This is a genomic window from Bradyrhizobium sp. BLXBL-03 (assembly GCF_051853015.1).
Classification (GTDB): Bacteria; Pseudomonadota; Alphaproteobacteria; order Rhizobiales; family Xanthobacteraceae; genus Bradyrhizobium; species Bradyrhizobium manausense.
The window spans coordinates 281535-302921 of record NZ_CP182470.1 but is presented as its reverse complement, the minus strand read 5'-3'; the positions used below and the strand labels follow the sequence as shown (position 1 = coordinate 302921).

Below are 21387 nucleotides of genomic sequence, written 5' to 3'. Positions count from 1 at the left end.
ACGCGATGTTAACCTTCGCTTAGCTATGCTGACGACTTGAACCGATAGCACTCGCAAAAGGCCATGTCGTTTCGGACGGACAGGTTTGGTGGCGCAGAAGTGGTGTCCTTCCGAGGGAGGACGCCGAGCGCGGCCGCCGCCGATCCCTGCCTGCCGGTCCTGATCGTTCTCCATCAGGAATCCTCCACGCCTGGCCGCGTCGGCAATGTGCTGCGCGCGCTCGGCCATCGCCTCGACATCCGCCGTCCGCGATTCGGCGATCCCCTCCCCGATACGCTCGATCAGCATGCCGGAGCGGTGGTGTTCGGCGGGCCGATGAGCGCGAATGATTCGGATGATTACATCCGCCGCGAGATCGACTGGATCGAGATTCCGCTCCGCGAACAGCGGCCGTTCCTCGGCATCTGCCTGGGCGCGCAGATGCTGGCGATGCAGCTTGGCGCGCGCGTCGCACCGCATGCAGAGGCGCTGACCCAGATCGGCTATTACCCGATCCGCCCGACCGCGGCAGGTCGCGCGCTCTGTCCGGATTGGCCGGCGCAGGTCTATCATTGGCATCGCGAAGGCTTCGAGCTGCCTGATGGCACCGAGCTGCTTGCGGAGGGTGATGACTTTCCCAACCAGGCATTCCGTGCCGGCAACGCCTTCGGCGTGCAGTTTCATCCTGACGTGACCTACGCCATGATGCATTGCTGGACCACCCGTGGCTATGACGGTCTCGGCGCGCCCGGCGCCCGCGAGCGGCATCATCATTTCGCGGACCGCGCGGTCTACGATGCCGCGGAACGCGCCTGGCTCGATCATTTCATCGATGGCTGGCTGGCGCGCCGGCCGGTGCTGGCGCAAGCCGCCGAGTGATCGCGCCTTCACGCAAGCCCTCGCCTCATTCCTGACTATGCTAGGCTCGCTGCCGTTGAGCGCGCGCGAACGCGCGCCGGCCGACAAAGGGAGAGCGCCATGGCCTATGAGCACATTCTCTACGAGGTGAGCGATCGAATCGCGACCATCACGCTCAATCGCCCTGATCGCATGAATGCGTGGACTCCGACCATGGAGCGCGACGTCCGCCATGCGATGGAGGCATCGAGCGCCGATGACAATATCCGCGTCATCGTGCTGACCGGCGCTGGCCGCGCCTTCTGCGCCGGCGCCGACATGGATGCGCTGAAAGGGCTCGACCCCAACGATGTCAGGCGCGCTTCGAGCCTGCCGCCGTTCGACATGAACCGCCGGCCGGATTGGCAGACGCGCTACGGCTTCTATCCCTCGATCGGCAAGCCTGTCATCGCGATGCTCAATGGCGCGACCGCCGGAATCGGCCTCGTCCATGCGCTCTATTGCGACCTGCGCTTTGCCGCGGACAATACGGTGTTCACGACGGCCTTTGCGCGGCGCGGCCTGATTGCCGAGCACGGCATCAGCTGGATGCTGCCGCGCATCGTCGGCCACGCCAATGCGATGGATCTCTTGCTCTCGGCGCGCCGCGTCTCGAGCGACGAGGCGCTGCGAATCGGTTTGGTCAACCGGCTCTGCGCGCCTGACAGGCTGCGCGAAGAAACCTACGCCTATGCCCGCGATCTCGCCGATTTCGTCTCGCCGAGCGCGATGGCCGTGATCAAGCGGCAGCTCTACGAGGTGCCGTTCCAGACGCTGGCCGAGGCCACGATCGAGGCCAACAGGGAGATGATGGTGGCGCTGAACGGCAGCGATTTCCGGGAGGGGGTGGCGAGCTTCATGGAGAAGCGGCCGCCAAGGTTTACGGGGAAGTAGGGGGTGCCGAACTCGGAGGATCAAGTCCGTCTTCGTCCTTCGGGCTCCGCGCGGCTGCGCCACGCGGAGCCCGAAGGGCGAAGCGTGGTGGAGCCAGGCGGGATCGAACCGCCGACCTCGTCATTGCGAACGACGCGCTCTCCCAGCTGAGCTATGGCCCCTTTGCTGGCCGCTCTGGTGAACGCGGCCGACAACCGGGCGCCATTTAAGTCCCCGCCAAGGTCAAGTCAAGGACAGGTGTAAGGGGGTTTTAGCCATCCGGATGCCGACTTCCCTTGTTTGGGTCGGGGGGAACCGATATTTAGCCAAGATCACCCCGCGGCAGGCCCAGAGAGTGTTTCGCTGATGCGTCCGATAGTCTTCATTCTGATCCAGATCATCAATCTCTACATCTATCTACTGATCGCATCGGCAATCCTGTCCTGGTTGATCGCGTTCAACGTCGTGAATACTCGCAACCAGTTCGTTGGCGCGATCGCGGAATTTCTCTATCGGATTACCGAACCGGTCCTGGGGCCTATCAGGCGCCGGCTGCCCAGCATGGGCGGGCTCGATATCTCTCCGATCGTCGCCTTCTTCATCCTCTGGTTGATCCAGCTCTATCTCGCCGAATACGTTTATCCGAACGTACCCTAGGCGGTGGAACCGTGATGGAGCCCTGAGCGCCTTGACGGAACCCTGGCGCATCTCCACCACGGGCGTCAGCATCGCGCTGCGGGTGACGCCGCGCGGCGGACGTGATGGCGTCGACGGGATCGAGCAGCTTACCGACGGCCGCAGCGTGCTGAAGGTGCGCGTGCGGGCCGTCGCCGATGGCGGCGAGGCCAATCGCGCCGTTCTGGCGCTGCTGGCGAAATCGCTTCGTGTGCCCAAGGCCAGCGTCAGTCTCGTGTCGGGAGCGACGGCGCGGCTGAAGCAAGTCGCCATCGAAGGCGATCCGGCAAGGCTTGTCCAAGCGTTGCGCGAGCTCGCGCCAGTCAAATCGACAGACAAGGGGAACTGACATGACCGCCAAGATCATCGATGGAAAGATCATCGCTGCGGACCTTCGCGCCCGCGTCGCCAACGAGGTCGCCCGCGTCAGGCGCGAGCACAATCTGGTGCCTGGCCTTGCCGTGGTCCTGGTCGGCAACGATCCCGCCAGCGAAGTCTATGTCCGCTCCAAGCATACGCAGACTCAAGCCGCGGGCATGGCCTCATTCGAGCACAAGCTGCCGGCAGATGTTTCGCAGGCGGACCTGCTGACCGTCGTCGCAAAGCTCAATCGCGATCCCGCCGTGCATGGCATCCTCGTGCAATTGCCGCTGCCCAAGGGCCTCGACACCGAGGCCGTGATCAATGCCATCGATCCCGCCAAGGATGTCGACGGCCTGCATCCGAACAATGCGGGTCGGCTCGCCGGCGGATTCCAGGCCCTGTCGCCCTGCACGCCGCTCGGCTGCATCATCCTGACCAAGAGCGTGCACGCCTCGCTCGAAGGCCTGAACGCCGTCGTGATCGGCCGCTCCAATCTGGTCGGCCGCCCGCTGGTGCAATTGCTGCTGAACGAGAACGCCACGGTGACGATCGCGCATTCGCGCTCGCGCGATCTGCCCGGCATCGTGAAGCGGGCCGACCTCGTCTATGCCGCGGTCGGCCGGCCCGAGATGGTGCGCGGCGATTGGCTGAAGCCGGGCGCGACCGTGATCGACATCGGCATCAACCGCATTCCGAAAGACGACGGCAAAACCCGTCTCGTCGGCGATGTCGCCTATCAGGAAGCGCTTGGCGTTGCCGGTGCGGTGACGCCGGTGCCGGGAGGCGTCGGCCAGATGACCGTCGCCTGCCTGCTCGTGAACACGCTGCGCGCAGCTTGCGCGATCGCAGGTTTGCCGAAGCCGGCGGTGTAGGAAACGCCGTCATTCCGGGGCGCACGAAGTGCGAACTATGGTGCGCAATTGCGCACCTGAGAATCTCGAGATTCCGGGCTCGATGCTGCGCATCGCCCCGGAATGACGATCAGCCCTTCTTCTTCTTCTCGCGCTCGATGCCCTCGAGGATCAGCTTCGCGGCTTCCTCGGGACCGCCCCAGCGCAGGATCTTCACCCACTTGCCCTTCTCGAGATCCTTGTAGTGCTCGAAGAAGTGCTGGATCTGCTGCAGCGTGATGTCGGGCAGGTCGGAATACGACTTCACCTTGTCGTAGCGCTGCGTCAGCTTCGACGACGGCACCGCCAGAATCTTCTCATCGCCGCCGGCCTCGTCTTCCATGAACAGCACGCCGACCGGGCGTACGCTCATGACGGCGCCGGGAATGATGGCGCGGGTGTTGATGATCAAGACGTCGCAGGGGTCGCCGTCGTCGGACAGTGTGTGCGGGATGAAGCCGTAGTTACCGGGGTAACGCATCGGCGTGTACAGGAAGCGATCGACCACGAGCGTGCCGGCTTCCTTGTCCATCTCGTATTTGATCGGTTCGCCGCCCACCGGGACTTCGATGACGACGTTGACGTCGTGGGGTACGTTTTTTCCGATCGAGATAGCATCGATACGCATAAGGCAGGCTCCGTTGTCGCCGAGGTTAGATCGCGCCCGGCAGCGATTTTGGCGCTGTCATACGCGGGCTTGGCCCCTCGATCCATCGTGTTTTTGCGAAATAATGAATCCCGCGATCACCTGCGCAAACGCGGGCGGTATCGGCGGGTGGAAAGGCTGCCGGCCAAGATCTCAGCAGCTCAATTGGTCCAAACCTTGATTGGTCCGGATCTTAATTGGTCCAGGCGAAGGCGACCTTGTCGAGCGACTTCGGCCCGAACCGCTCCGAGGAGCGTGCCACCATGCGGCCGCCCAGGGCCCGGTAGAACTCGGTCGCCGGATCATTGTCCGACAACGCCCACACCACCATGCTCTTCAGATTGCTCTGCATGAGATCGCGCCGGGCGGCGGCGAACAAACGGCGGCCGAAGCCGAGGCCCTGAAACTCCGGACGCAGGTACAGCTCATAGATCTCGCCGTCGAAATGCAGGCTGCGGGCGCGGTTACGGCCGTAGTTCGCATAGCCCGCGATCTTGTCGCCGAACACCAGCACGCTGACGCGGCTGCCCTTGCGGATTGCGCTGTCCCACCATTGCGGACCGCGGCGGTTGATCAGCTTCTCGAGCTCGGCACCGGGAATGATGCCCTGATAGGCGGAACGCCAGGCTTCGTCATGGGTGGACGCCACCGCAGTCGCATCTGCAGCTTTGGCCGGCCGAACCTCGATCAGGGTTGTGCTCATGAACGCAATCAAACCAAGTCGCCGCGCCGGCGGCAAGGCCTATCGTTAATTATCGGTTAACCTGTGGACTTTCTGCATCAGTATTTTAACCATGTTGTGCCGAAAAAAGACAAGACGCCACTTCGAACGGCACCGGCGTGCCATCAGTCGGTGCAAAACTGCCTTGCGGCAACGAATGAACGGCAACGGCAACGGCAGCGCAGAAAGTCCGCCCCAAATGATTCGTTCCTACTAGTGTGGCGGTCGCCGTCCGTGCTCGCTCCCGGCAACCCATGCGACTATTCAACATCCTTGCGCGCCTGCCTCTGCTGGTTCTGCTGACTGCGTCGCCTGTGTGCGCGCAGGTCACGTTCGGGGCATCGGGCCCGGAGGGCGGGCCGCTTCGCCGACAAGAATGGCGCGTGCCGTCACCGGATACCGATTTTGCCGCGCGCGCGCTGCTGTTTCGCCCCGCGGGCGCCGGCCCGTTCCGGCTTGCCGTGATCGCACATGCGTCAACGCAGAACGTGCTCCGTCGTGCGCAAACGCCGCAGCCGGAATATCGCGCCCTGGCAGCGTTTCTCGTCGCGCGCGGCTTTGCCGTGCTGGTGCCGGAGCGCCTCGGGCATGGCGCGACCGGTGGCCGCTATGTCGAAGATCAAGGCGGCTGCGACGAAGCGGATTACGCCCGCGCCGGCCGCGCCACCGCGGCGGAAATTTCGCTCGCGCTGGACTATCTGCAAAAGCAGGATTTTATTCGTAAGGATGCCGCGGTCGTGATTGGGCATTCCGCCGGCGGCTGGGGCGCGCTGGCGCTTGCGCATGCCGATCCGAAAGCGATTGCCGCGATCATCGCCTTTGCACCCGGGCGCGGCGGTCATGCCAATGACGAACCCAACAAGATCTGTGCGCCGCATACGCTGCTCGCTGCTGCGGCGGAATTCGGCAAGACGGCGCGCATTCCCGTGATATCGCTGGTTGCAGCCAATGACAGCTATTTTGCGCCGGCATTTTCGGAGGCACTGGCGGATGCGTTTCGCAGCGGCGGCGGCAAGGATGATGTTCGCACGCTGCCATCCGTGGGTAGCGAAGGCCATTGGATGATCGAGACCGAGGCCGGCGTCAAAGCTGCAAGCGGCGAGCTCGATCGCGTGCTAAGGCCGGTGGCGAAGAAGCCATGATGCTGTATTTCCTGGTCAAATATCTGCACGTGATCGGCGCCATCATCATCCTCGGCACCGGAACCGGCATCGCCTTCTTCATGCTGATGGCCCATCGCACCGACAATGCCGAGTTCATTGCACGCACGGCATCCGTGGTGGTGATTGCGGATGCGATCTTCACGCTATCGGCGGTGATGCTGCAGCCGGTCACCGGCGGCCTGCTGATGATGCTCTCGTCCACGTCGATCATGGAGCGTTGGATCCTCGCCTCGCTCGTGCTCTATGCCGTTGCAGGCCTGTTCTGGATTCCTGTCGTTTTCATGCAGATCGAGATGCGCGATCTCGCGCGCAAGGCCGCCGAGCAGAAAGCCGCGCTGCCGGAGCGTTACTTCGTCCTGTTTCGCCGCTGGTTCGCGTTCGGCTTTCCCGGCTTCGGCGCGACGATGGTGATCCTCTGGCTGATGATCGCAAAGCCGTTCTGAGGAATCCGATGAACCAGCGAACCATTTTGGTGCTCGGCGCCTCCGGCCTGATCGGCCGTTTCGTCACCGACGATCTGCGCGCGAGAGGTTTTCGCGTTGTCGGCGTCGCACGCAAGCTGTCGCCGGCGCAGACGATGAGCGCGCTCGATATCGAGTTGCCGATCCTGTCGCTCGATCCGCCCGCGCTGACACGCCTGCTGAGCGAGCACGAGGTCGACGTCGTCGTGAACTGCCTCGGCGTGCTTCAGGACGGCCCCGGCAGCGACACCAATGCCGTGCATCGCGATTTTGTCGGGCGTCTGCTTCAAGCCATTGCCGATCGCGGTCGTGCGATCCGGCTGGTGCACATCTCGATTCCCGGCAACGCGGATGCCGATCGCACCGCCTTCGCCATGACCAAGCGCGAGGCCGAGCGGCTGATCGCAGCATCCGGCATTCCCCACGCCATCCTGCGGCCCGGCTTCGTCGTGGCGCCTTCAGCCTATGGTGGCAGCGCGATGCTGCGCGCGCTCGCCGCGTTTCCGCTGGATCTTCCGGCCAAGGAGATGGCGACGCCCTTTCAGCCCGTTGCGGTCGAGGATATCTCCGCGACCATCGCCTGGCTCGCCGCGCGTGAGATCGATGATGCCTCCGTGAAGGCCGTGAGCTGGGATCTGATGCAATCCGAGCCTGTTACGATGGCCGGCGTCGTCAAGCAGTTCCGCCGCGCATTCGGCACGGCCGCCTGGCCTCACATCGCGATGCCGCCCTTCATGCTCGATCTCGGCGCGAGACTGGGCGATCTCGCCAGCGCGCTCGGCTGGATGCCGCCGCTGCGCTCCACCGCGATCGCCGAGCTTCGCCGCGGCGTGCGAGGCGATCCCTCGGCATGGATCGCCGCGACCGGCATCGCGCCGAAGACGTTGGCGGATGCAATCGGGCGCCATCCCGCCACCATCCAGGACGTCTGGTTCGCGCGGCTGTTCCCGATCAAGGCGCTGATCATTGCGAGCCTGGTCGGGTTCTGGCTCGTCTCCGGCTTCATCGCGCTGTTCGTCTCCTACCGCGCGGCGGCCGGCATCCTGACCGCGCACAACTTCCCGCCCGCGCTGGCCGATCCCGTCACGACAGGCACCAGCCTGATGGACATGAGCATCGGCGCGCTGATCGCCTTCCGCCGCACCGCTGCGATCGGCCTGGTTGCAGGCATCGTCGCCTCGCTCGGCTACATGTTCGGCGCCGCGATCCTGACGCCCGATCTCTGGATCGAGCCGCTCGGCGCGCTGGTGAAGACCGGGCCGGCGATCGTGCTGATGCTGGTCGCGCTGCTCATGCTGGATAATCGCTAATGTCAAAATGGCCCGATGACGACGTGATCCTGTATGACGGCGTCTGCATCTTCTGCTCGCGCTGGGTGCGCTTCGTCGCGCAGCGCGACACAGCGAAACGATTTCGCTTCACGCCGATCCAATCGGTGTATGGCGCCGGGCTCGCCCGCACCTTCGGCATCGATCCTGAAGATCCCGATACGAACGCCGTCGTTCACGGCGGCAAAGCGTTCTTGAAGTCCGACGCCGCGCTGACTGTGCTGTCGCATCTGCCGGGCTGGAGCTGGGTGCGCGCACTCTTCGCCGTCCCAAAGCCGTTGCGCGACCCCATCTACAGCCTCATCGCGCGCAATCGCTATCGCATCTTCGGCAAGTATGATGCGTGCTTCGTGCCGGATGCTGATCTGCGCACGCGGGTGATCGAGTGACTCGTCATTGCGAGCGCAGCCAAGCAATCCAGAATCTTGTCGCGGCGGCAGTCTGGATTGCTTCGCTGCGCTCGCAATGACGGCGTGTGAGGCTATCGTTTGCTCCGAGCCGCCAGCACCTCCTTCGCCGCCCGCTCCCCGCTATCCCGCGCCCCATGCGCCGTCGTGAAGAAATTTGGCGACGTTGCTTCGCCCGCAAAGAACAGCCGTCCATCCACCGGCGCCGCGAGCACGGCGCGATCGCCGGCATGCCCGGGCAGCGCGTGCGAATACGACCCCCGCGCAAACGGATCGCGCCCCCAGCGCGACTCATACAGCGGCTTCAGCTTGCGGCGGATGTCGTTGCCGAGAAAACCTGCGATCTCGTCGATGCTGTGCGCCGCGACAGCGCCGTCGCCGGCATCTTCCAGCGCGCGGGCAAAGCTGCCGCCGAAAAAGCCTTCGATGCAGGGTTGGCCGAACGGGCGGATGTGATAGGTGCCCATCTCGGTGCGCATGGTGGCGCCGCGCAAGTTTCCTTCTTTCGGAAAGGCTTCGGCGCCGTCGAGCGCGAGCGTGACCTTGTCATCGACGCCGAGCGGCAGGCCGGCTGCGGCATCGACCTTGGCGGGCAGAGGTGGCGAGAAGCGGATCGCCTCGTCAGCGATCAAATTGGTCGGCACGGTGACGATCACCTTGTCGGCGGTCAGCGTGCCCTGTGATGTCTCGATGCGGACGCGCCTGTTCGAGTGATCGATCAGCGTGACATTGCAGTTCAGCGCCACCGGGCGGGGCGCGCCATAGGCCGCGATCAGCGCGCCATAGCCGCGGCGGACGCGCCAGTTGAGCTCGCTGTCCTCGTAGGCGTCCCAGTCGAGCGTCGACATGTCCTTGAGTTCGCAGCCGTTGATATAGGTCGAGATCGCATCGATCATCGGGTTCCAGCGATTGCCGGGCTCGAGGCTCAGGCTCGCCGGCTCGTCCTTGCCCTTTTGCGCGGCCTGCCAAAGCCGGTCGTAGAACGCGTCCATCGCGCGCATGAAATCGTCCCGCAGGCTTTGCGGAAACGCATTGCCATAGGCGCGCTCGCGCCAGGGCGGCAGGTCCTTGTTGAGCTCGAAACCGAGTGTTCGCGCGATCGGCACGAAGGAGTTCTTGTCGGCCGAATGCAGCCAGCCGCAGCCGACGTCGAAGGTCACGTCAGGCGAGGCTTGCACGGTCCAGGCGCGGCCGCCGAGCCGGTTGCGCGCCTCCAGCACGATCACGGAGAGGCCGGAGCCACCGAGCGCATGCGCCGCGCCGAGGCCGGCTGCACCGGCTCCGATGATGGCGACATCGACGGAGGAGGGGAAGGACATGGGTGGGCTCTAGCACGTCTCTAATACGCACTAAAGGCACCACAAAGTGAGTGAGGTAGGGTGGGCAAAGGCGCTCTTACGCCGTGCCCACGTTCTTAGAATTGGTGGGCACGCTTGCGCTTTGCCCACCCTTACGCACTGCGGCGTGCGGCGGCCTTACGCCACCGCTTCCTTGGCCTTTTCCGCGCGCTTGCGCTCGTTCGGGTCGAGATGCTTCTTGCGCAGGCGGATCGACTTCGGGGTGACCTCGACGAGCTCGTCGTCCTCGATATAGGCGAGTGCCTTTTCCAGGGTCATACGGATCGGCGGGGTCAGGCGCACGGCTTCGTCCTTCGAGGTCGTGCGGATATTGGTGAGCTGCTTGCCCTTGAGCACGTTGATCTCGAGATCGTTGTCGCGGGTGTGCTCGCCGACGATCATGCCCTTGTAGACCTTCCAGCCCGGCTCGATCATCATCGGGCCGCGGTCTTCCAGCTTGAACATGGCATAGGCCACCGCCTCGCCCTGGTCGTTGGAGATCAGGACGCCGTTGCGGCGGCCCTGGATCTCGCCCTTGTACGGGGCGTAGCCGTGGAACAGGCGGTTCATGATCGCGGTGCCGCGGGTGTCGGTGAGCAATTCGCCCTGGTAGCCGATCAGGCCGCGGGTCGGCGCGTAGAACACCAGGCGCTGACGGTTGCCGCCTGATGGCTTCATCTCGATCAGCTCGGATTTGCGCTCGCTCATCTTCTGCACGACGACGCCGGAATGCTCCTCGTCGACGTCGATCACGACTTCCTCGATCGGCTCCAGGGCGCCGCCGGTGGCTTCGTCCTTCTGGAACACGACGCGCGGACGCGACACCGAGAGCTCAAAGCCCTCGCGGCGCATGGTCTCGATCAGGATCGCGAGCTGCAATTCGCCGCGGCCCGAGACTTCCATCGCATCCTTGTCGGCGGATTCGACGACGCGGAGTGCGACATTGCCTTCGGCTTCACGCAGCAGACGGTCGCGGATCATGCGGCTCGTCACCTTGTCGCCCTCGGTGCCGGCGAGCGGGGAGTTGTTGACGATGAACGACATCGACACGGTCGGCGGATCGATCGGCTGGGCCGGCAGCGGCACCTCGACGGTGGGATCGCAGAAGGTGTCGGCGACGGTGCCCTTGGTCAGGCCCGCAATCGCGACGATGTCGCCGGCTTCGGCTTCCTCGAGCGGGGTGCGCTCGAGGCCGCGGAACGCCAGGATCTTGGTGATGCGGCCGGTCTCGACCAGCTTGCCGTCGGCGTGAAGCACCTTGACCTGCTGGTTCGGCTTGAGCACGCCCGACGAGATGCGGCCGGTGATGATGCGGCCGAGATAGGGGTTGGCCTCGAGGATGGTGCCGATCATGCGGAACGGGCCCTCCTCGACCTTCGGCGGCGCGACATGGCGCAGCACCAGGTCGAACAGCGGCTCCATGCCCTTGTCCTGCGGACCCTCGGGGCTCTCGGCCATCCAGCCCTGCTTGGCCGATCCATAAAGGATCGGGAAGTCGAGCTGCTCCTCGCTGGCGTCGAGCGCCGCGAACAGGTCGAACACCTCGTTGATGACCTCGGTCGGGCGCGCGTCGGGACGGTCGACCTTGTTGATGACGACGATCGGCTTGAGGCCGACCTTGAGCGCCTTGGAGACCACGAACTTGGTCTGCGGCAGCGGACCTTCGGCGGCGTCGACCAGCACCAGGGCGCCGTCCACCATGTTCAGGATGCGCTCGACTTCACCGCCGAAATCGGCGTGGCCGGGCGTGTCGACGATGTTGATGCGGGTGTCCTTCCACTGCACCGAGGCGGCCTTGGCCAGAATGGTGATGCCGCGCTCGCGCTCCAGATCGTTGGAGTCCATGGCGCGATCCGTCACCTTCTGGTTCTCGCGGAACGTGCCGGACTGCTGGAGGAGCTTGTCGACCAGGGTCGTCTTGCCGTGGTCGACGTGGGCGATGATGGCGACGTTACGAAGATTCATGAGTGAGCTTCTTTGCGGTCGGACAATGGGTTAAGCGCGATCTCGCCGGTCAGACCGGGACCTCTTCGCGGGAACAACGCTGGAAACGTGGAAAACGGGGCCTGCTTCGCCCAAAAAAGGAAACCCGGCCATGTCGATCGGGCGCCCCGTGCGTTTGCGGCGCAATATATGCAAAAACCGCCAAAAAACAATGCGTTCTTTGCCGGTTGGTTGACTGAATTTTGTCCGGGAATTCCCGGGACTTAAGGTCGGGTTGCGGGATCGGTGGGGGCTTTTCGCCCCTTGATGGCCAGCCCGATCAGCGCGGCTCCTCCGATGGCGATGAGTAGTCCCAAAGAGACCAGCGGTGCGACGTCCGAGTCGATCTTTCCGCCTTCCACCAGGGACATCCCGCCGAACAGCAGCGCGCAGAGCCCCGGTAGCAGCATGATGACGCCGAGGACCGCCATGAACGCGGTCAGGCAGCCGCTGCGCTGCGGCGGGGCGGCCGGAGGAGGCGGGGACGGGGGGTCGATGGTGCTCATCGTGCCACGCTACTGACGGGGCTTCGGTGGGGTCGCCACGCGAATGAAGAGGAAGATCGCAGTTCCGATCAGGACCAATCCAATCAGGACAAATGCGCCGCCTTGGCCGGCGAATGCGATGAAGCATAGGCCAGGGAAAAGCAGCACGATGCCGGTGACCACCATGAAAGCGGTCAGGCAACCGTCGCGCCGTGGCGGCGTCGTCGAAGGTGTGTCCTCTTGAGGGGGCAGTGTCGGAGGAGTCGTGCCGGTATCGCTCATCGCGGCACCTCCTCGCCTTGGCGTGCCTCGCGATAGGTCTGGCCGGCCAGCGCGGCGCGGATGCCGGCGATCTTGCCGTTCCGGTAGAACAGGTTGTAGGTGTCGAACGGGACAATCGCGCCGCTTTCAGTGACGAAATGGATGCAACTGCGCTTGACGTTGCCGACGCAGAAATTGAAGCGATCGAGAAACTGCACGATGGTGACGCGGAATACGTTCTCGTAGGTCAGCCCTTGCGGCACCTCGAAGCTGGGCAGACAGCACAGCAATTCGCAGACGCGCTCGGAGGTGTTGAGCGGACCTGACGACAGCGAGAACAGATCGACGAACTTCTCCCGCAGCATCGGATATTTTTCCGGGCTGATGGTGTTGGGCATCACCGCAACGAGCTGCTCCTGCGGAATCAGCGACGTCAGGGGAAGCACCTTCTCGCCGTTGCGCAAGCCGTAGCCGATCGAGATGCTTTCGGGGTTGCAGGGCAGCGGGATCATATCGCTGTCGCCGAACACGCCGGTCTCGATGACGCGCTGGCGTATCTCCGACAGCATGATGCGGTCGGCCTTCTTGTCGAAATTTTCGTTGCGACCGGCATCCTGCACCGGCTGCAGCGTGACACCCCGAACGCACTTCCAGCTCAGCGCATGGCGAACGATATCGCCGATCTCGGCATCGTTGATGCCGCGTTTGATGGTCGCGACCAGCGTGGTCGAAACACCGAAATGCTCGAGATTTTCCAGAGCCTGCTGGCGGATCTTGCGCAAATCCGCGCCACGCAGATTGACCAGCGCATCGCGTTGAAGCGAATCGAACTGGAGATAGACCTCCAGCCCGCGCTTGTTCTCGGCGAGCCGTGCCACGAAATCCTTTTCGCGGGCGATGCGCAGGCCATTGGTGTTGATCATGACATGGCGGATCGGGCGGGCGCGCACGGCGTCGAGGATCTCGAAGAAATCCGGGTGCAATGTCGGTTCGCCGCCGGAAATCTGCACGAGGTCGGGTTCGCCCTCGCTGGCAACCAGCGCGTCGAGCATCTTCTCGACCGTCGCAAGCGGGGTGAATCTGGTTCGCGCGGGCGCCGATTCGGCGAAGCAGACCGGACAGGTGAGATTGCAATGCTCGGTGATCTCGATCAGCGCCAGGCAGGAATGCTGCTCGTGGTCGGAGCAGAGGCCGCAATCATAGGGACAGCCGAATTCGGTGCGGTGCTGGAATTGCAGTGGCCGGTCGCCCGGCTTGATGAAATCCTTGCACAGGCGCCAGTAGGTTGCGTCGGTGGAAACGAGCGTCGACTGGACGCCATGCTCCCTGCAGCGCTTTTCGTACCAGACCTCGTTGTCCTGGATCTGGATCTTGGTCGGCACCAGCTTCAGGCAGACCTCGCAAAGGGACTGGGTCTGGCCCCAGAAGATATAAGGGCGCGACTTACGCAACGGCGCGTTCATGTACAGGTCTCGCTTGGGGCGCCGTCGCCAGCATGATTGCGGCGTAGAGCAGGATGGACAGCGACAGCAGGTGAAACAGTGTGAGGGGGCCGATCAGCGTGCCATAGGGCTTGAGGAATTCCCAGAGAAAGCGCTGCGCTCCATAGAAGAGCAGAACCAGGTAGAAACCATTGGTGATCGCGTACGCGTTCCGGTTCAAGACCGCCAGCACATAGACCAGCGCGAACACGCCCATCGCGGCGCTCTCATAGAGCTGCACGGGATGGCGGAGAATGCCGTCGCCGAAATCGTGGCCCCAGGGCAATGCCGTCGGCGTGCCGTAGGTGAAATCGTCGAGGCCTGCAAAATAGCAGCCGAGCCGCCCGATTGCGATGCCGAGAGCCAGCGGCAGTGCAAACCGTGCGCCGGTGCGCACGCCGATCCCCGTGGACCATTTGTAGAGCTCGACGGCCGCGATGCCGCCGGCGAGCGCGCCCTCGACGGATCGCGCAATGCCGCTCACGCCCGACAGCCACAGATTAGCGGACCCGAACAGATAGGCGCCGAGGCCGGCGCCGAACATCAGCGCGGCGATATAAGGCAGCGCGAAGGATTGCGCCGGAAACCGCAAGCCTTGTCGCGACAGCCAGTAGACTGCTGCGCCCGCCGCCAACCACGCCGCAACATCGAAGACAGTGTGAAGAAGGGCCCCGCTCATGCAGGGTTAGTATAACACGGCGAACGTACAGCGTCGCGCACCGGCATCCTCGCCCGGAGCAGGAGAGGCAAGGAGGCGAGCGTCACCCCGTGCTGCTCGCTTCCTCGGTCGGATAAACCCCGCGCAGCACCTCCTCGAAATGCAGCTTCACGGCGTCGTTGCAGAGGCAGGCGCGCAGCCGCAAGCCGTCATGATTGCGGACCAGGATCGCGCCGCGCCTGGTGTCGAGCACGCCTTCCGCCTTGAACGATTGCAGCACGCGGCTGGCATAGCTTCGCCCCACGCCGAGCAAGGTGGCGAGCTGCTCATGCGTCAAGGGCACGCTGTGTTCGTCCCCGGTCCGCTCCATCGCCGCGACGATCCATTTCGCCGTGCGCTGCTCGATCGAATGGATCGCGTTGCAGGCGGTCGACTGGAAGATCTGCGCCAGCATGCAGTCGGCATAGCGGGCGAAGATGTTGCGCAGCGACGGCGAGTGCGCCTTGGCCGCGTCCAGCTTGCCGACGTGAATATGCGCGAACGGGCCGCCGAATTTCACGCAGATGCGGGTATAGGCCGGCAGAAATCCCTCGCTGACGATGCCGCCCACCGCGCCTTCGCGGCCGACCAGGATGGTCTCGACGTCGCGGCCGTCTTCGTTCGGGACGAGAAACGTCGCGAGCGACGGCCCGCAGGGAAAGTGCACGATCTGGACATCGTCGCCGGGATTGTAGAGCAGCTGGCTCGCACCGACGTCGCCAACGGTGATATGCGGTGCGAGCAGCGCATAGTCCGCCGCATTCAATCGCCGCAGCAGATTGTTGGCCGGGCGGCTGTCGATCTCGCTCGTCTTGCTGATACGCGCATCCATCGCAAACTCCCCCATCCTCCTCTCCACATTAGCGAGTTCCGGCCACGGCTTGTGTGCACATGTGGACAGACGTCAAAACTGTTCTGTGGTGAGTTTCGTTCCGGGAACCCTCCGATGCGCTGAGCGCAGGTATCGCGTGAGGTTGTCCTGACGGTGACAACATGCAGCCCTCGATAGCCAACATCATGATACCTGCCTCCCCGGCCGACATCCCTGCCGATGTGCTGATCGTCGAGGACGATCCGATCATCGCGATCGATTTCGAGGATCGCCTGCTCGGATTTGGCGTGAGCAGCGTGCGCACCGTGGGGTCGGTGGCGCAGGCGCTGGATGCGATCGCAAGGCGTGCGCCCGACTTCGCGCTGCTCGATGTCGAGCTGATCCGCGAGAAGAGCTTTGCGATCGCCGAGCGGCTGGCAGCGCTGGAGATACCGTTCGTCTTCGTCACGGGCTATGGTGCGGAGACCAGCATTCCCGCGCAGTTCGCCTCGCGTCCCCGGCTGCAAAAGCCGTGCTCCAGCGATGCGCTGGAGGCGGCTTTGCAGGCGCGCGGCGGCTAAATCAGCTTCAGGCGAATTTCGGATCGAGCGTGGTCGACCACAACGCGACGTCGGCGCGGTCGCGCAAGGTCACCGTCATCTGGCCGGAGGCGCCGTCAATCTTGACGTGGCCGAAGAACTGCATGCCCGCGGACGGCGGCAGGTTCTGCTTGTCCAGGCCGGGCGCCTTGACGAAACGCACCTCGGGGCCAAACGTGTTGTCCATCTCGCCGGGCCCGAACGTTCCCGCATGCAGCGGACCCGACACGAACTCCCAGAACGGCTCGAACTCCTGGAATTGCGCCTTGTCCGGATTGTAATAGTGCGCGGCGGTGTAATGCACGTCGGCGGTCAGCCACACCGTATTTTTGACCGGCGCCAGCTTGATGAAGCGTAGCAGGTCGGCGATCTCGAACTCCCTCCCGCGCACCGGGCCGTCGCCCTGCGCGAAGGCTTCCGACCCCTTCTTGTTCGGCGCATCGTCGTAAACCAGGATGCTGAGCGGCATGTCGGAGGCGATCACCTTCCATGTCGCACGCGAATTGAGCAGGCCGCGCTTCAGCCAGGCCATCTGCTCGGGCCCGAGGAAGTAGCTTGCCGGGCCGTATTCAGTCTCGAGATTGGCGCCGTTAGGGCCGCGATAGCTGCGCTCGTCGAGCACGAACACGTCGAGATGCGGGCCGTAGGAGATCTGGCGATAGACCCGGCCCGGCTCAATGATGCTCTCGCGCATCGGATACATTTCGTGGAAGGCGCGTCCGGCGCGCGCGGCGAGCAGGGAGATGTCGCGCACCTTGTAGCTCGCCGGCAGATCCTTCGACAGCGACCAATTGTTGGTCACCTCGTGATCGTCCCATTGCACGAAGATCGGCACCTCGGCATTGAAGGCGCGGACATTGTCGTCGGTGAAATTGTATTTGTGCGCGGCACGAAACTCGTCCAGCGTCTCCGCAACCTTGGCCTTCTCGGGGATGGTGACGTTCTTCCAGGTCTTGCCGTCGGCAAGCTTGACCTCGGAGGGGATCAGGCCGTCGGCATAGATCGTGTCGCCGGAATGAAGGAAGAAGTCCGGGCGATGCTTGCGCATCGCCGAGAAGGTGAACATGCCGCCGTCATCTGGGTTGATGCCCCAGCCTTGGCCGGCAACGTCGCCGCCCCAGACGAAGCTGACGTCGCGACGGTCGGCCGGCGCGGTGCGGAAGCGGCCGACCACCGGCTCGCCTTCGATCGCGGTGTGGGAGAGGTCGCGGAAGCGGACGCGATAGAAGATGTCCTGTCCGCCGGGCAGATTGTCCACCAGCATCTTGGCGGTGAAGTCGCTCTCCGGCAGCGCCGCGATCGGCGGCAGCGCCCGGGCGCCCTTGAAGGTATCAGTCGTCGCCACCTCGACCAGCATCTGCGCCGGCCGGTCGGTGCGGGCCCAGACCACGCCGCCGTCGACGGTGACGTCGCCGGACTGCACGCCATGGGTGACCGCGGGCCGGTCGGCCGCGCGCGACAGATGCGGCATCGCGATCGCGCCGAGTGCGCCGGCGCTGGTGGTGAGGAATTTGCGGCGGGAGAATTTGATCTTCATGGGATGGCTCGCGGGCTGGCGCATCTTAGGCTGTCATTCCGGAGCGCGCGAAGCGCGAATCCGGAATCTCGAGATTCCCCGGTGCGCAATTGCGCACCTGAGGTCTGGTCCTTCGGACCATGACGGTGGAACCTATATTGAGCCAATGTGACGCTGCAATTACGCGCGCAAACGTCTATGCGTTGCCGGCGGCCCGGAATTGCGCGCCGGCGCGTTGCAGGTTTTGCGGCAGGCTTGATAGCACCGCCTTGCGGTCGGCGACCGCGGCGTGGAATTGGTCGAGCGCGATGTTGAAGGCGGTCAGCGCGCCTTCCTCGATGGCGCCGTGGTCGTAGCAGCGCAGCGTGTCGCGCAGGATATCGTCGGCTTCGGTCTGCATCTGGTCGAGTTCGTCGGCCGTCTCGCTCTTGCGGGCGGCGGTGAGCATGTCGAGCAGGCGTTCGCGCAAGTGGCTGTTATTGTCGCGCTCGTCCTTCTTCAGATAGCCCGCGAACCAGGCGCCCAGCGAGCCCATGGCCGAAAGCGCCATCAGGCTCCACCAGATATAGTCGCTGTATTTGTCGAGGAAGGTCTTCTCCTCGCCGTCGACGAAGGCGGCGGCGCCCGGATGCGCGGGGATCACCGCGTCCTTGTCGGTGTCGGGCGTCTCGATCTTGGCGGCCTGCGGGAAGTCGGTCAGCAATTGCTGGCGCACGGCGAAGAGCTGCCGGGTGAAGGCCGCAACCGTGGTCTCGGACAGGCCTTTGCGCGCCACGATGTGGTGCGAGAAGCTGATGGTCTTGACCTCCTCCTCCGGGCGATCGGGCGAGCCGCCATAGGTCCCGGCGGGAATTTCCGAGGCTTCATAGACCGGATGGTTCTGCGCGATGGCATCGGCCGAATCGATCGCGAGAAAGATCGGCGTGCCGCCATCCTTGGCGGAGGCGGCGATCGCCTCCGCAGTGATCTTGCTGCTGACGGGGCCGGCCGCGAGATAGACGTCGGCCTTCTGCGCCTTGATTGCCTCGGCGACCTCGCTCGCAGGAAATTGCACGATATCGACCTTGGCCGGATCGACGCCGTATTGCTGCAGGATCACCTTGAGCAGATTGACGTTGGCCTGCGTCTTGCCGACCACGCCGACGCGATGGCCGGCGAGCTGCGCGATCTTGGTGATCTTCGCGCCCTTCTTCTTGCCCTTGCCGGGCACCGACCACAGCACCACGACGTTCTTGCGCAGCGTTGCGACGGCTTGCGCGTTCTTGGGCACCTCGAGATCACCGCGAACGATGGCAAGATCAGCCTTGCCTTCGGCGAGCTGCTCGGCGCTGGCGGAGGCACCGTCGGTCTGGATCGGGCGCAGCCGCACAAAACCCTTGCTCTGCGCAAAGGCCTGCGTCAGCGTCTGGACCACCTTGACGTCGTCGCTGTTGGCGGGACCGACCGCGATCTTCAAGGTCACCGGCCGCATTGCGAAATAGTAGCCGCCGGCGAGCGCGCCGATGATGGCGAGCACCAGCGCCAGAGACACGAGCGCGGTCTTCCGCGCCGCGGATCGCGGCGAAGGCGGAGAGGGCGCTTCAGCCAGGTTTGAATCCCCGGTCATCGATCTCCCAAACAGGCGCTTCAGGCTCAGTTTCATCTTGGCCGGCGATTTACGCCCGCAATTGTAGCAAATTTCTTGTCCGCCGGGGTTACATCTCCGTCATGGTTAGCGGATCGGCCAAATCCCAAGCGAATCTCCCAACTGAACCCGGACCGGAAGCACGGTGTTAGGGTAAAGTTCCCCTGAAACGGAGGTCATCATGGCAGAACGTCTATCGGCGGACGCCCGCAAGCAGGCGCTGGGCACCCTCCCCGGCTGGGCCGAGGTCCAGGACGGCAAAGGGATCGGGAAGACCTTTGTCTTCAGGGATTTCAACGAGGCCTTCGGCTTCATGACCCGGGCGGCGCTAACAGCCGAAAAAATGGATCACCACCCGGAATGGCGCAATGTCTACAAGACGGTAGAGGTGGTGCTGTCGACCCATGATGCCGGCGGTCTCACCAAGCTCGACATCGAGCTTGCCACGGCGATGAACGCGATTGCCAAGCTGACGCAGGGCTGACGTCTTGCGGGTCCGAGCCGCATCCCCATCTTGTGATCGTCACCGGATGCGGCCTTCGGTCGCGCCGCCTTAAGCGGGAGTTTTGGGAAAGATGGCTGCCGAACACAGCGTCGGCTTCGAGCCGGCGGATCGGCTCGCGGAAGATCGTGACAGCGTGCGCCGCCGCTTCTGGCGCAAGCTGAAGCGCGTCGCCGCGCATCTGCCGTTCACGGAAGATCTGCTCGCGGCCTATTACTGCGCGTTCGACCGGCAGACGCCACGCCACGTCCAGGCGTCGCTCTTGGGTGCGATCGCCTATTTCATCCTGCCGTTCGACTTCATCCCCGACGTGATGCCGGTGCTCGGCTTCACCGATGACGCCGCCATTCTCGCAACCGCCATTCGCATGGTCGCGAGCCACATCACGCCAGAGCACCGCGAAGCGGCGCGCGCTGCATTGAAGCGTGGGGTGGATGAGGGGGAGGCCGCCTAGCCGTCCCTATGTCGTCCTGGCGATAGCCAGGACGACTCTGAAAGAGATTCCACCACCCACCGCTACTTCTTCTCCGCCCGCGCCTTCTCCGCGTCCCACGCCTGGAATTGCCTGAACAGCGTTTCCCTCTCTGCGTCGGTCACTTTCGCGGCCGCGGGGGTTTGCTTCAGGAATGCCTCGAAGCGCTGCCGCGTCACCGGCTCGATGCCATGTTTGTCGAGCCATTGCTGTGCCACCGGCAATCTGTTCCAGCCGGACAGGGGGGCCGCCAGCGAGACCTCCTTCCACTTCGGATGGAAGGGCGGGTTCTGGAGCGCGGGGAATTTCGTGAAGAAGGCGTCCACGAACAGCGCGAGCTTGCGATAGCGCTCGGTGTTCGGGGCCCAATTATACGCGGCAAGCACCGCGGGCACCGCGATCGTGTCCACGGTCTCGCCCTCCTTAATCAGGTTCGGATAGTCCTTGGCGTTCAGCGTCGCCGGCAGATAGTCGCTCTGGAGCGGCTTTGCATAATCGACCCCCGCAAGATGGAAGCGTCCGTCATTGGCGAAGTTCGAGACCGATTTGTAAGGCTTGCCCCCGACCACGATGACGGCGTCGATCTCGCCGGCTTTCAGCTTCTCCATCGCGATGCGCTGCTCGACATAGACGAACTTGGCCTTGATCCCGAGCCGCTCGAACACGGTCAGCGCGGTGACGAAGGTGCCGCCGTTCGGCAGGTCCACGCTGACGGTCTTGCCCTCGAGATCCTTGAGCGTCGCGACTGACTTCGGCGCGATCACCTGCATCTCTTCATTGTAGAGCTTGGTCACATAGGTGAACTGCTTCTTGATATCCTTGGCAAAGCCCCTGCGTTCGAGATAGTCGAGCGTGTCGGCACGCACGACGCCGAGATCGACGCCCTGCAGGAACAGAATGTCGGCGACGCTCTGCACCGAGCCGCGGCCGACGATCGGCAGCACGCGGATCTTGTTGCCGTCGTCGAGCACGGAGGCGAGGTCGGCGCCGAACTGCACATAGGTGCCGCCGATCGTGCCGGTGATCAGTGTGACAGTGTTGGCGTTCAACGACTGCTTGGTCGAGGTCGAGCCGAACTGGAAGATGGCCTTCAGTCCGTCCGAGACCTTGGCCGGATCGTATTCGGTCTGCTCGGCGCGTGCCGCGAAGGCACAGATGGTCATGATGGCGGCAACCGCCATTTTCAAAGCGTTACGCATGATGCCCTCTAAAAAGC

Annotated in this window: 24 protein-coding genes and 1 tRNA gene; 12 read left to right on the top strand and 13 right to left on the bottom strand. The window is 64.0% G+C overall.

What is annotated here, in order from left to right; translation table 11 throughout:
- Positions 1–63: 63 nt before the first annotated feature.
- Entirely contained in the window at positions 64–858 is a 795-nt protein-coding gene (locus ACNJX9_RS01465; protein WP_439407603.1) for a glutamine amidotransferase, read from the top strand.
- A 99-nt stretch (positions 859–957) separates the two neighbouring features.
- A complete protein-coding gene (locus ACNJX9_RS01460) occupies positions 958–1770 on the top strand; it encodes an enoyl-CoA hydratase (RefSeq protein ID WP_057740596.1) in 813 nt (270 codons plus the stop codon).
- An 85-nt stretch (positions 1771–1855) separates the two neighbouring features.
- On the opposite strand, the gene ACNJX9_RS01455 is transcribed toward ACNJX9_RS01460, so the two are convergent.
- Positions 1856–1931, bottom strand: a tRNA-Ala gene (locus ACNJX9_RS01455).
- Between the two features lie 184 nt (positions 1932–2115).
- On the opposite strand from ACNJX9_RS01455, the gene ACNJX9_RS01450 reads away from it, so the two are divergent.
- From ACNJX9_RS01450 to folD, 3 genes are read left to right on the top strand one after another with little or no spacing between them, the layout of a single operon-like run.
- Positions 2116–2406, top strand: coding sequence for a YggT family protein (locus tag ACNJX9_RS01450; RefSeq protein WP_057740594.1), 291 nt, complete (start codon positions 2116–2118; stop codon positions 2404–2406).
- Positions 2407–2428: 22 nt separating this feature from the next.
- Positions 2429–2773 (top strand): DUF167 domain-containing protein, encoded by a 345-nt coding sequence (locus ACNJX9_RS01445; protein ID WP_057740591.1) that lies wholly within the window; start codon positions 2429–2431, stop codon positions 2771–2773.
- Position 2774: 1 nt separating this feature from the next.
- Entirely contained in the window at positions 2775–3659 is an 885-nt protein-coding gene (folD, locus tag ACNJX9_RS01440) for a bifunctional methylenetetrahydrofolate dehydrogenase/methenyltetrahydrofolate cyclohydrolase FolD (RefSeq protein ID WP_439407602.1), read from the top strand.
- A gap of 109 nt (positions 3660–3768) precedes the next feature.
- Here folD and ppa read toward each other — a convergent pair whose 3' ends face one another.
- Both ppa and ACNJX9_RS01430 read right to left on the bottom strand, forming a co-directional pair.
- Positions 3769–4305 (bottom strand): inorganic diphosphatase, encoded by a 537-nt coding sequence (gene ppa / locus ACNJX9_RS01435; protein ID WP_220003554.1) that lies wholly within the window; start codon positions 4303–4305, stop codon positions 3769–3771.
- A gap of 211 nt (positions 4306–4516) precedes the next feature.
- The gene (locus ACNJX9_RS01430; RefSeq protein ID WP_027555342.1) at positions 4517–5026 is read right to left on the bottom strand and encodes a GNAT family N-acetyltransferase; all 510 of its coding nucleotides are present in this window, start codon (positions 5024–5026) and stop codon (positions 4517–4519) included.
- A gap of 272 nt (positions 5027–5298) precedes the next feature.
- Between ACNJX9_RS01430 and ACNJX9_RS01425 the strand changes: the two genes are divergently transcribed.
- The 4 genes from ACNJX9_RS01425 to ACNJX9_RS01410 are packed head-to-tail and all read left to right on the top strand — an operon-like array spanning position 5299 to position 8385.
- Positions 5299–6186, top strand: coding sequence for a dienelactone hydrolase family protein (locus ACNJX9_RS01425; protein WP_439407601.1), 888 nt, complete (start codon positions 5299–5301; stop codon positions 6184–6186).
- Complete coding sequence (locus ACNJX9_RS01420; protein ID WP_439407600.1) at positions 6183–6650, top strand: DUF2269 family protein; 468 nt, start codon at positions 6183–6185, stop codon at positions 6648–6650. The genes ACNJX9_RS01425 and ACNJX9_RS01420 overlap by 4 nt, the downstream gene beginning before the upstream one ends.
- Positions 6651–6658: 8 nt before the next feature.
- Entirely contained in the window at positions 6659–7978 is a 1320-nt protein-coding gene (locus tag ACNJX9_RS01415) for an SDR family oxidoreductase (RefSeq protein ID WP_439407599.1), read from the top strand.
- Positions 7978–8385 (top strand): thiol-disulfide oxidoreductase DCC family protein, encoded by a 408-nt coding sequence (locus ACNJX9_RS01410; protein WP_439407598.1) that lies wholly within the window; start codon positions 7978–7980, stop codon positions 8383–8385. The genes ACNJX9_RS01415 and ACNJX9_RS01410 overlap by 1 nt, the downstream gene beginning before the upstream one ends.
- Positions 8386–8477: 92 nt before the next feature.
- Here the strand turns inward: ACNJX9_RS01410 and ACNJX9_RS01405 are convergent, their stop codons facing one another.
- The 7 genes from ACNJX9_RS01405 to ACNJX9_RS01375 form a co-directional block, all read right to left on the bottom strand.
- Positions 8478–9722, bottom strand: coding sequence for a flavin monoamine oxidase family protein (locus tag ACNJX9_RS01405; RefSeq protein ID WP_439407597.1), 1245 nt, complete (start codon positions 9720–9722; stop codon positions 8478–8480).
- A 156-nt stretch (positions 9723–9878) separates the two neighbouring features.
- Entirely contained in the window at positions 9879–11705 is a 1827-nt protein-coding gene (gene typA / locus ACNJX9_RS01400; RefSeq protein WP_057740577.1) for a translational GTPase TypA, read from the bottom strand.
- A 242-nt stretch (positions 11706–11947) separates the two neighbouring features.
- Positions 11948–12229, bottom strand: a complete 282-nt coding sequence (locus tag ACNJX9_RS01395; protein ID WP_057740575.1) for a hypothetical protein — start codon at positions 12227–12229, stop codon at positions 11948–11950.
- A 9-nt stretch (positions 12230–12238) separates the two neighbouring features.
- Entirely contained in the window at positions 12239–12490 is a 252-nt protein-coding gene (locus ACNJX9_RS01390) for a hypothetical protein (RefSeq protein ID WP_439407596.1), read from the bottom strand.
- Complete coding sequence (locus tag ACNJX9_RS01385) at positions 12487–13932, bottom strand: radical SAM protein (protein ID WP_439407595.1); 1446 nt, start codon at positions 13930–13932, stop codon at positions 12487–12489. The genes ACNJX9_RS01390 and ACNJX9_RS01385 overlap by 4 nt, the downstream gene beginning before the upstream one ends.
- On the bottom strand, positions 13913–14629 hold the full coding sequence (locus ACNJX9_RS01380; protein WP_057740568.1) for a prolipoprotein diacylglyceryl transferase family protein: 717 nt from the start codon (positions 14627–14629) through the stop codon (positions 13913–13915). Before ACNJX9_RS01380 ends, ACNJX9_RS01385 begins: the two co-directional genes overlap by 20 nt.
- 82 nt (positions 14630–14711) lie before the next feature.
- Entirely contained in the window at positions 14712–15479 is a 768-nt protein-coding gene (locus ACNJX9_RS01375) for a Crp/Fnr family transcriptional regulator (protein ID WP_057740567.1), read from the bottom strand.
- A 185-nt stretch (positions 15480–15664) separates the two neighbouring features.
- Between ACNJX9_RS01375 and ACNJX9_RS01370 the strand changes: the two genes are divergently transcribed.
- Positions 15665–16039 (top strand): response regulator, encoded by a 375-nt coding sequence (locus ACNJX9_RS01370; protein WP_439407594.1) that lies wholly within the window; start codon positions 15665–15667, stop codon positions 16037–16039.
- Between the two features lie 7 nt (positions 16040–16046).
- Here the strand turns inward: ACNJX9_RS01370 and ACNJX9_RS01365 are convergent, their stop codons facing one another.
- Positions 16047–17594, bottom strand: a complete 1548-nt coding sequence (locus ACNJX9_RS01365) for an alkaline phosphatase D family protein (RefSeq protein ID WP_439407593.1) — start codon at positions 17592–17594, stop codon at positions 16047–16049.
- Positions 17595–17769: 175 nt separating this feature from the next.
- Positions 17770–19215: a TAXI family TRAP transporter solute-binding subunit gene (locus ACNJX9_RS01360; protein WP_439407592.1), complete on the bottom strand. Its 1446-nt coding sequence runs from the start codon at positions 19213–19215 to the stop codon at positions 17770–17772.
- A gap of 163 nt (positions 19216–19378) precedes the next feature.
- Between ACNJX9_RS01360 and ACNJX9_RS01355 the strand changes: the two genes are divergently transcribed.
- Positions 19379–19681, top strand: a complete 303-nt coding sequence (locus ACNJX9_RS01355) for a 4a-hydroxytetrahydrobiopterin dehydratase (protein ID WP_057740564.1) — start codon at positions 19379–19381, stop codon at positions 19679–19681.
- A 91-nt stretch (positions 19682–19772) separates the two neighbouring features.
- Positions 19773–20153: a YkvA family protein gene (locus ACNJX9_RS01350; protein WP_220003569.1), complete on the top strand. Its 381-nt coding sequence runs from the start codon at positions 19773–19775 to the stop codon at positions 20151–20153.
- A gap of 62 nt (positions 20154–20215) precedes the next feature.
- Here the strand turns inward: ACNJX9_RS01350 and ACNJX9_RS01345 are convergent, their stop codons facing one another.
- The gene (locus ACNJX9_RS01345; RefSeq protein ID WP_271599525.1) at positions 20216–21370 is read right to left on the bottom strand and encodes a TAXI family TRAP transporter solute-binding subunit; all 1155 of its coding nucleotides are present in this window, start codon (positions 21368–21370) and stop codon (positions 20216–20218) included.
- Positions 21371–21387: the final 17 nt, after the last annotated feature.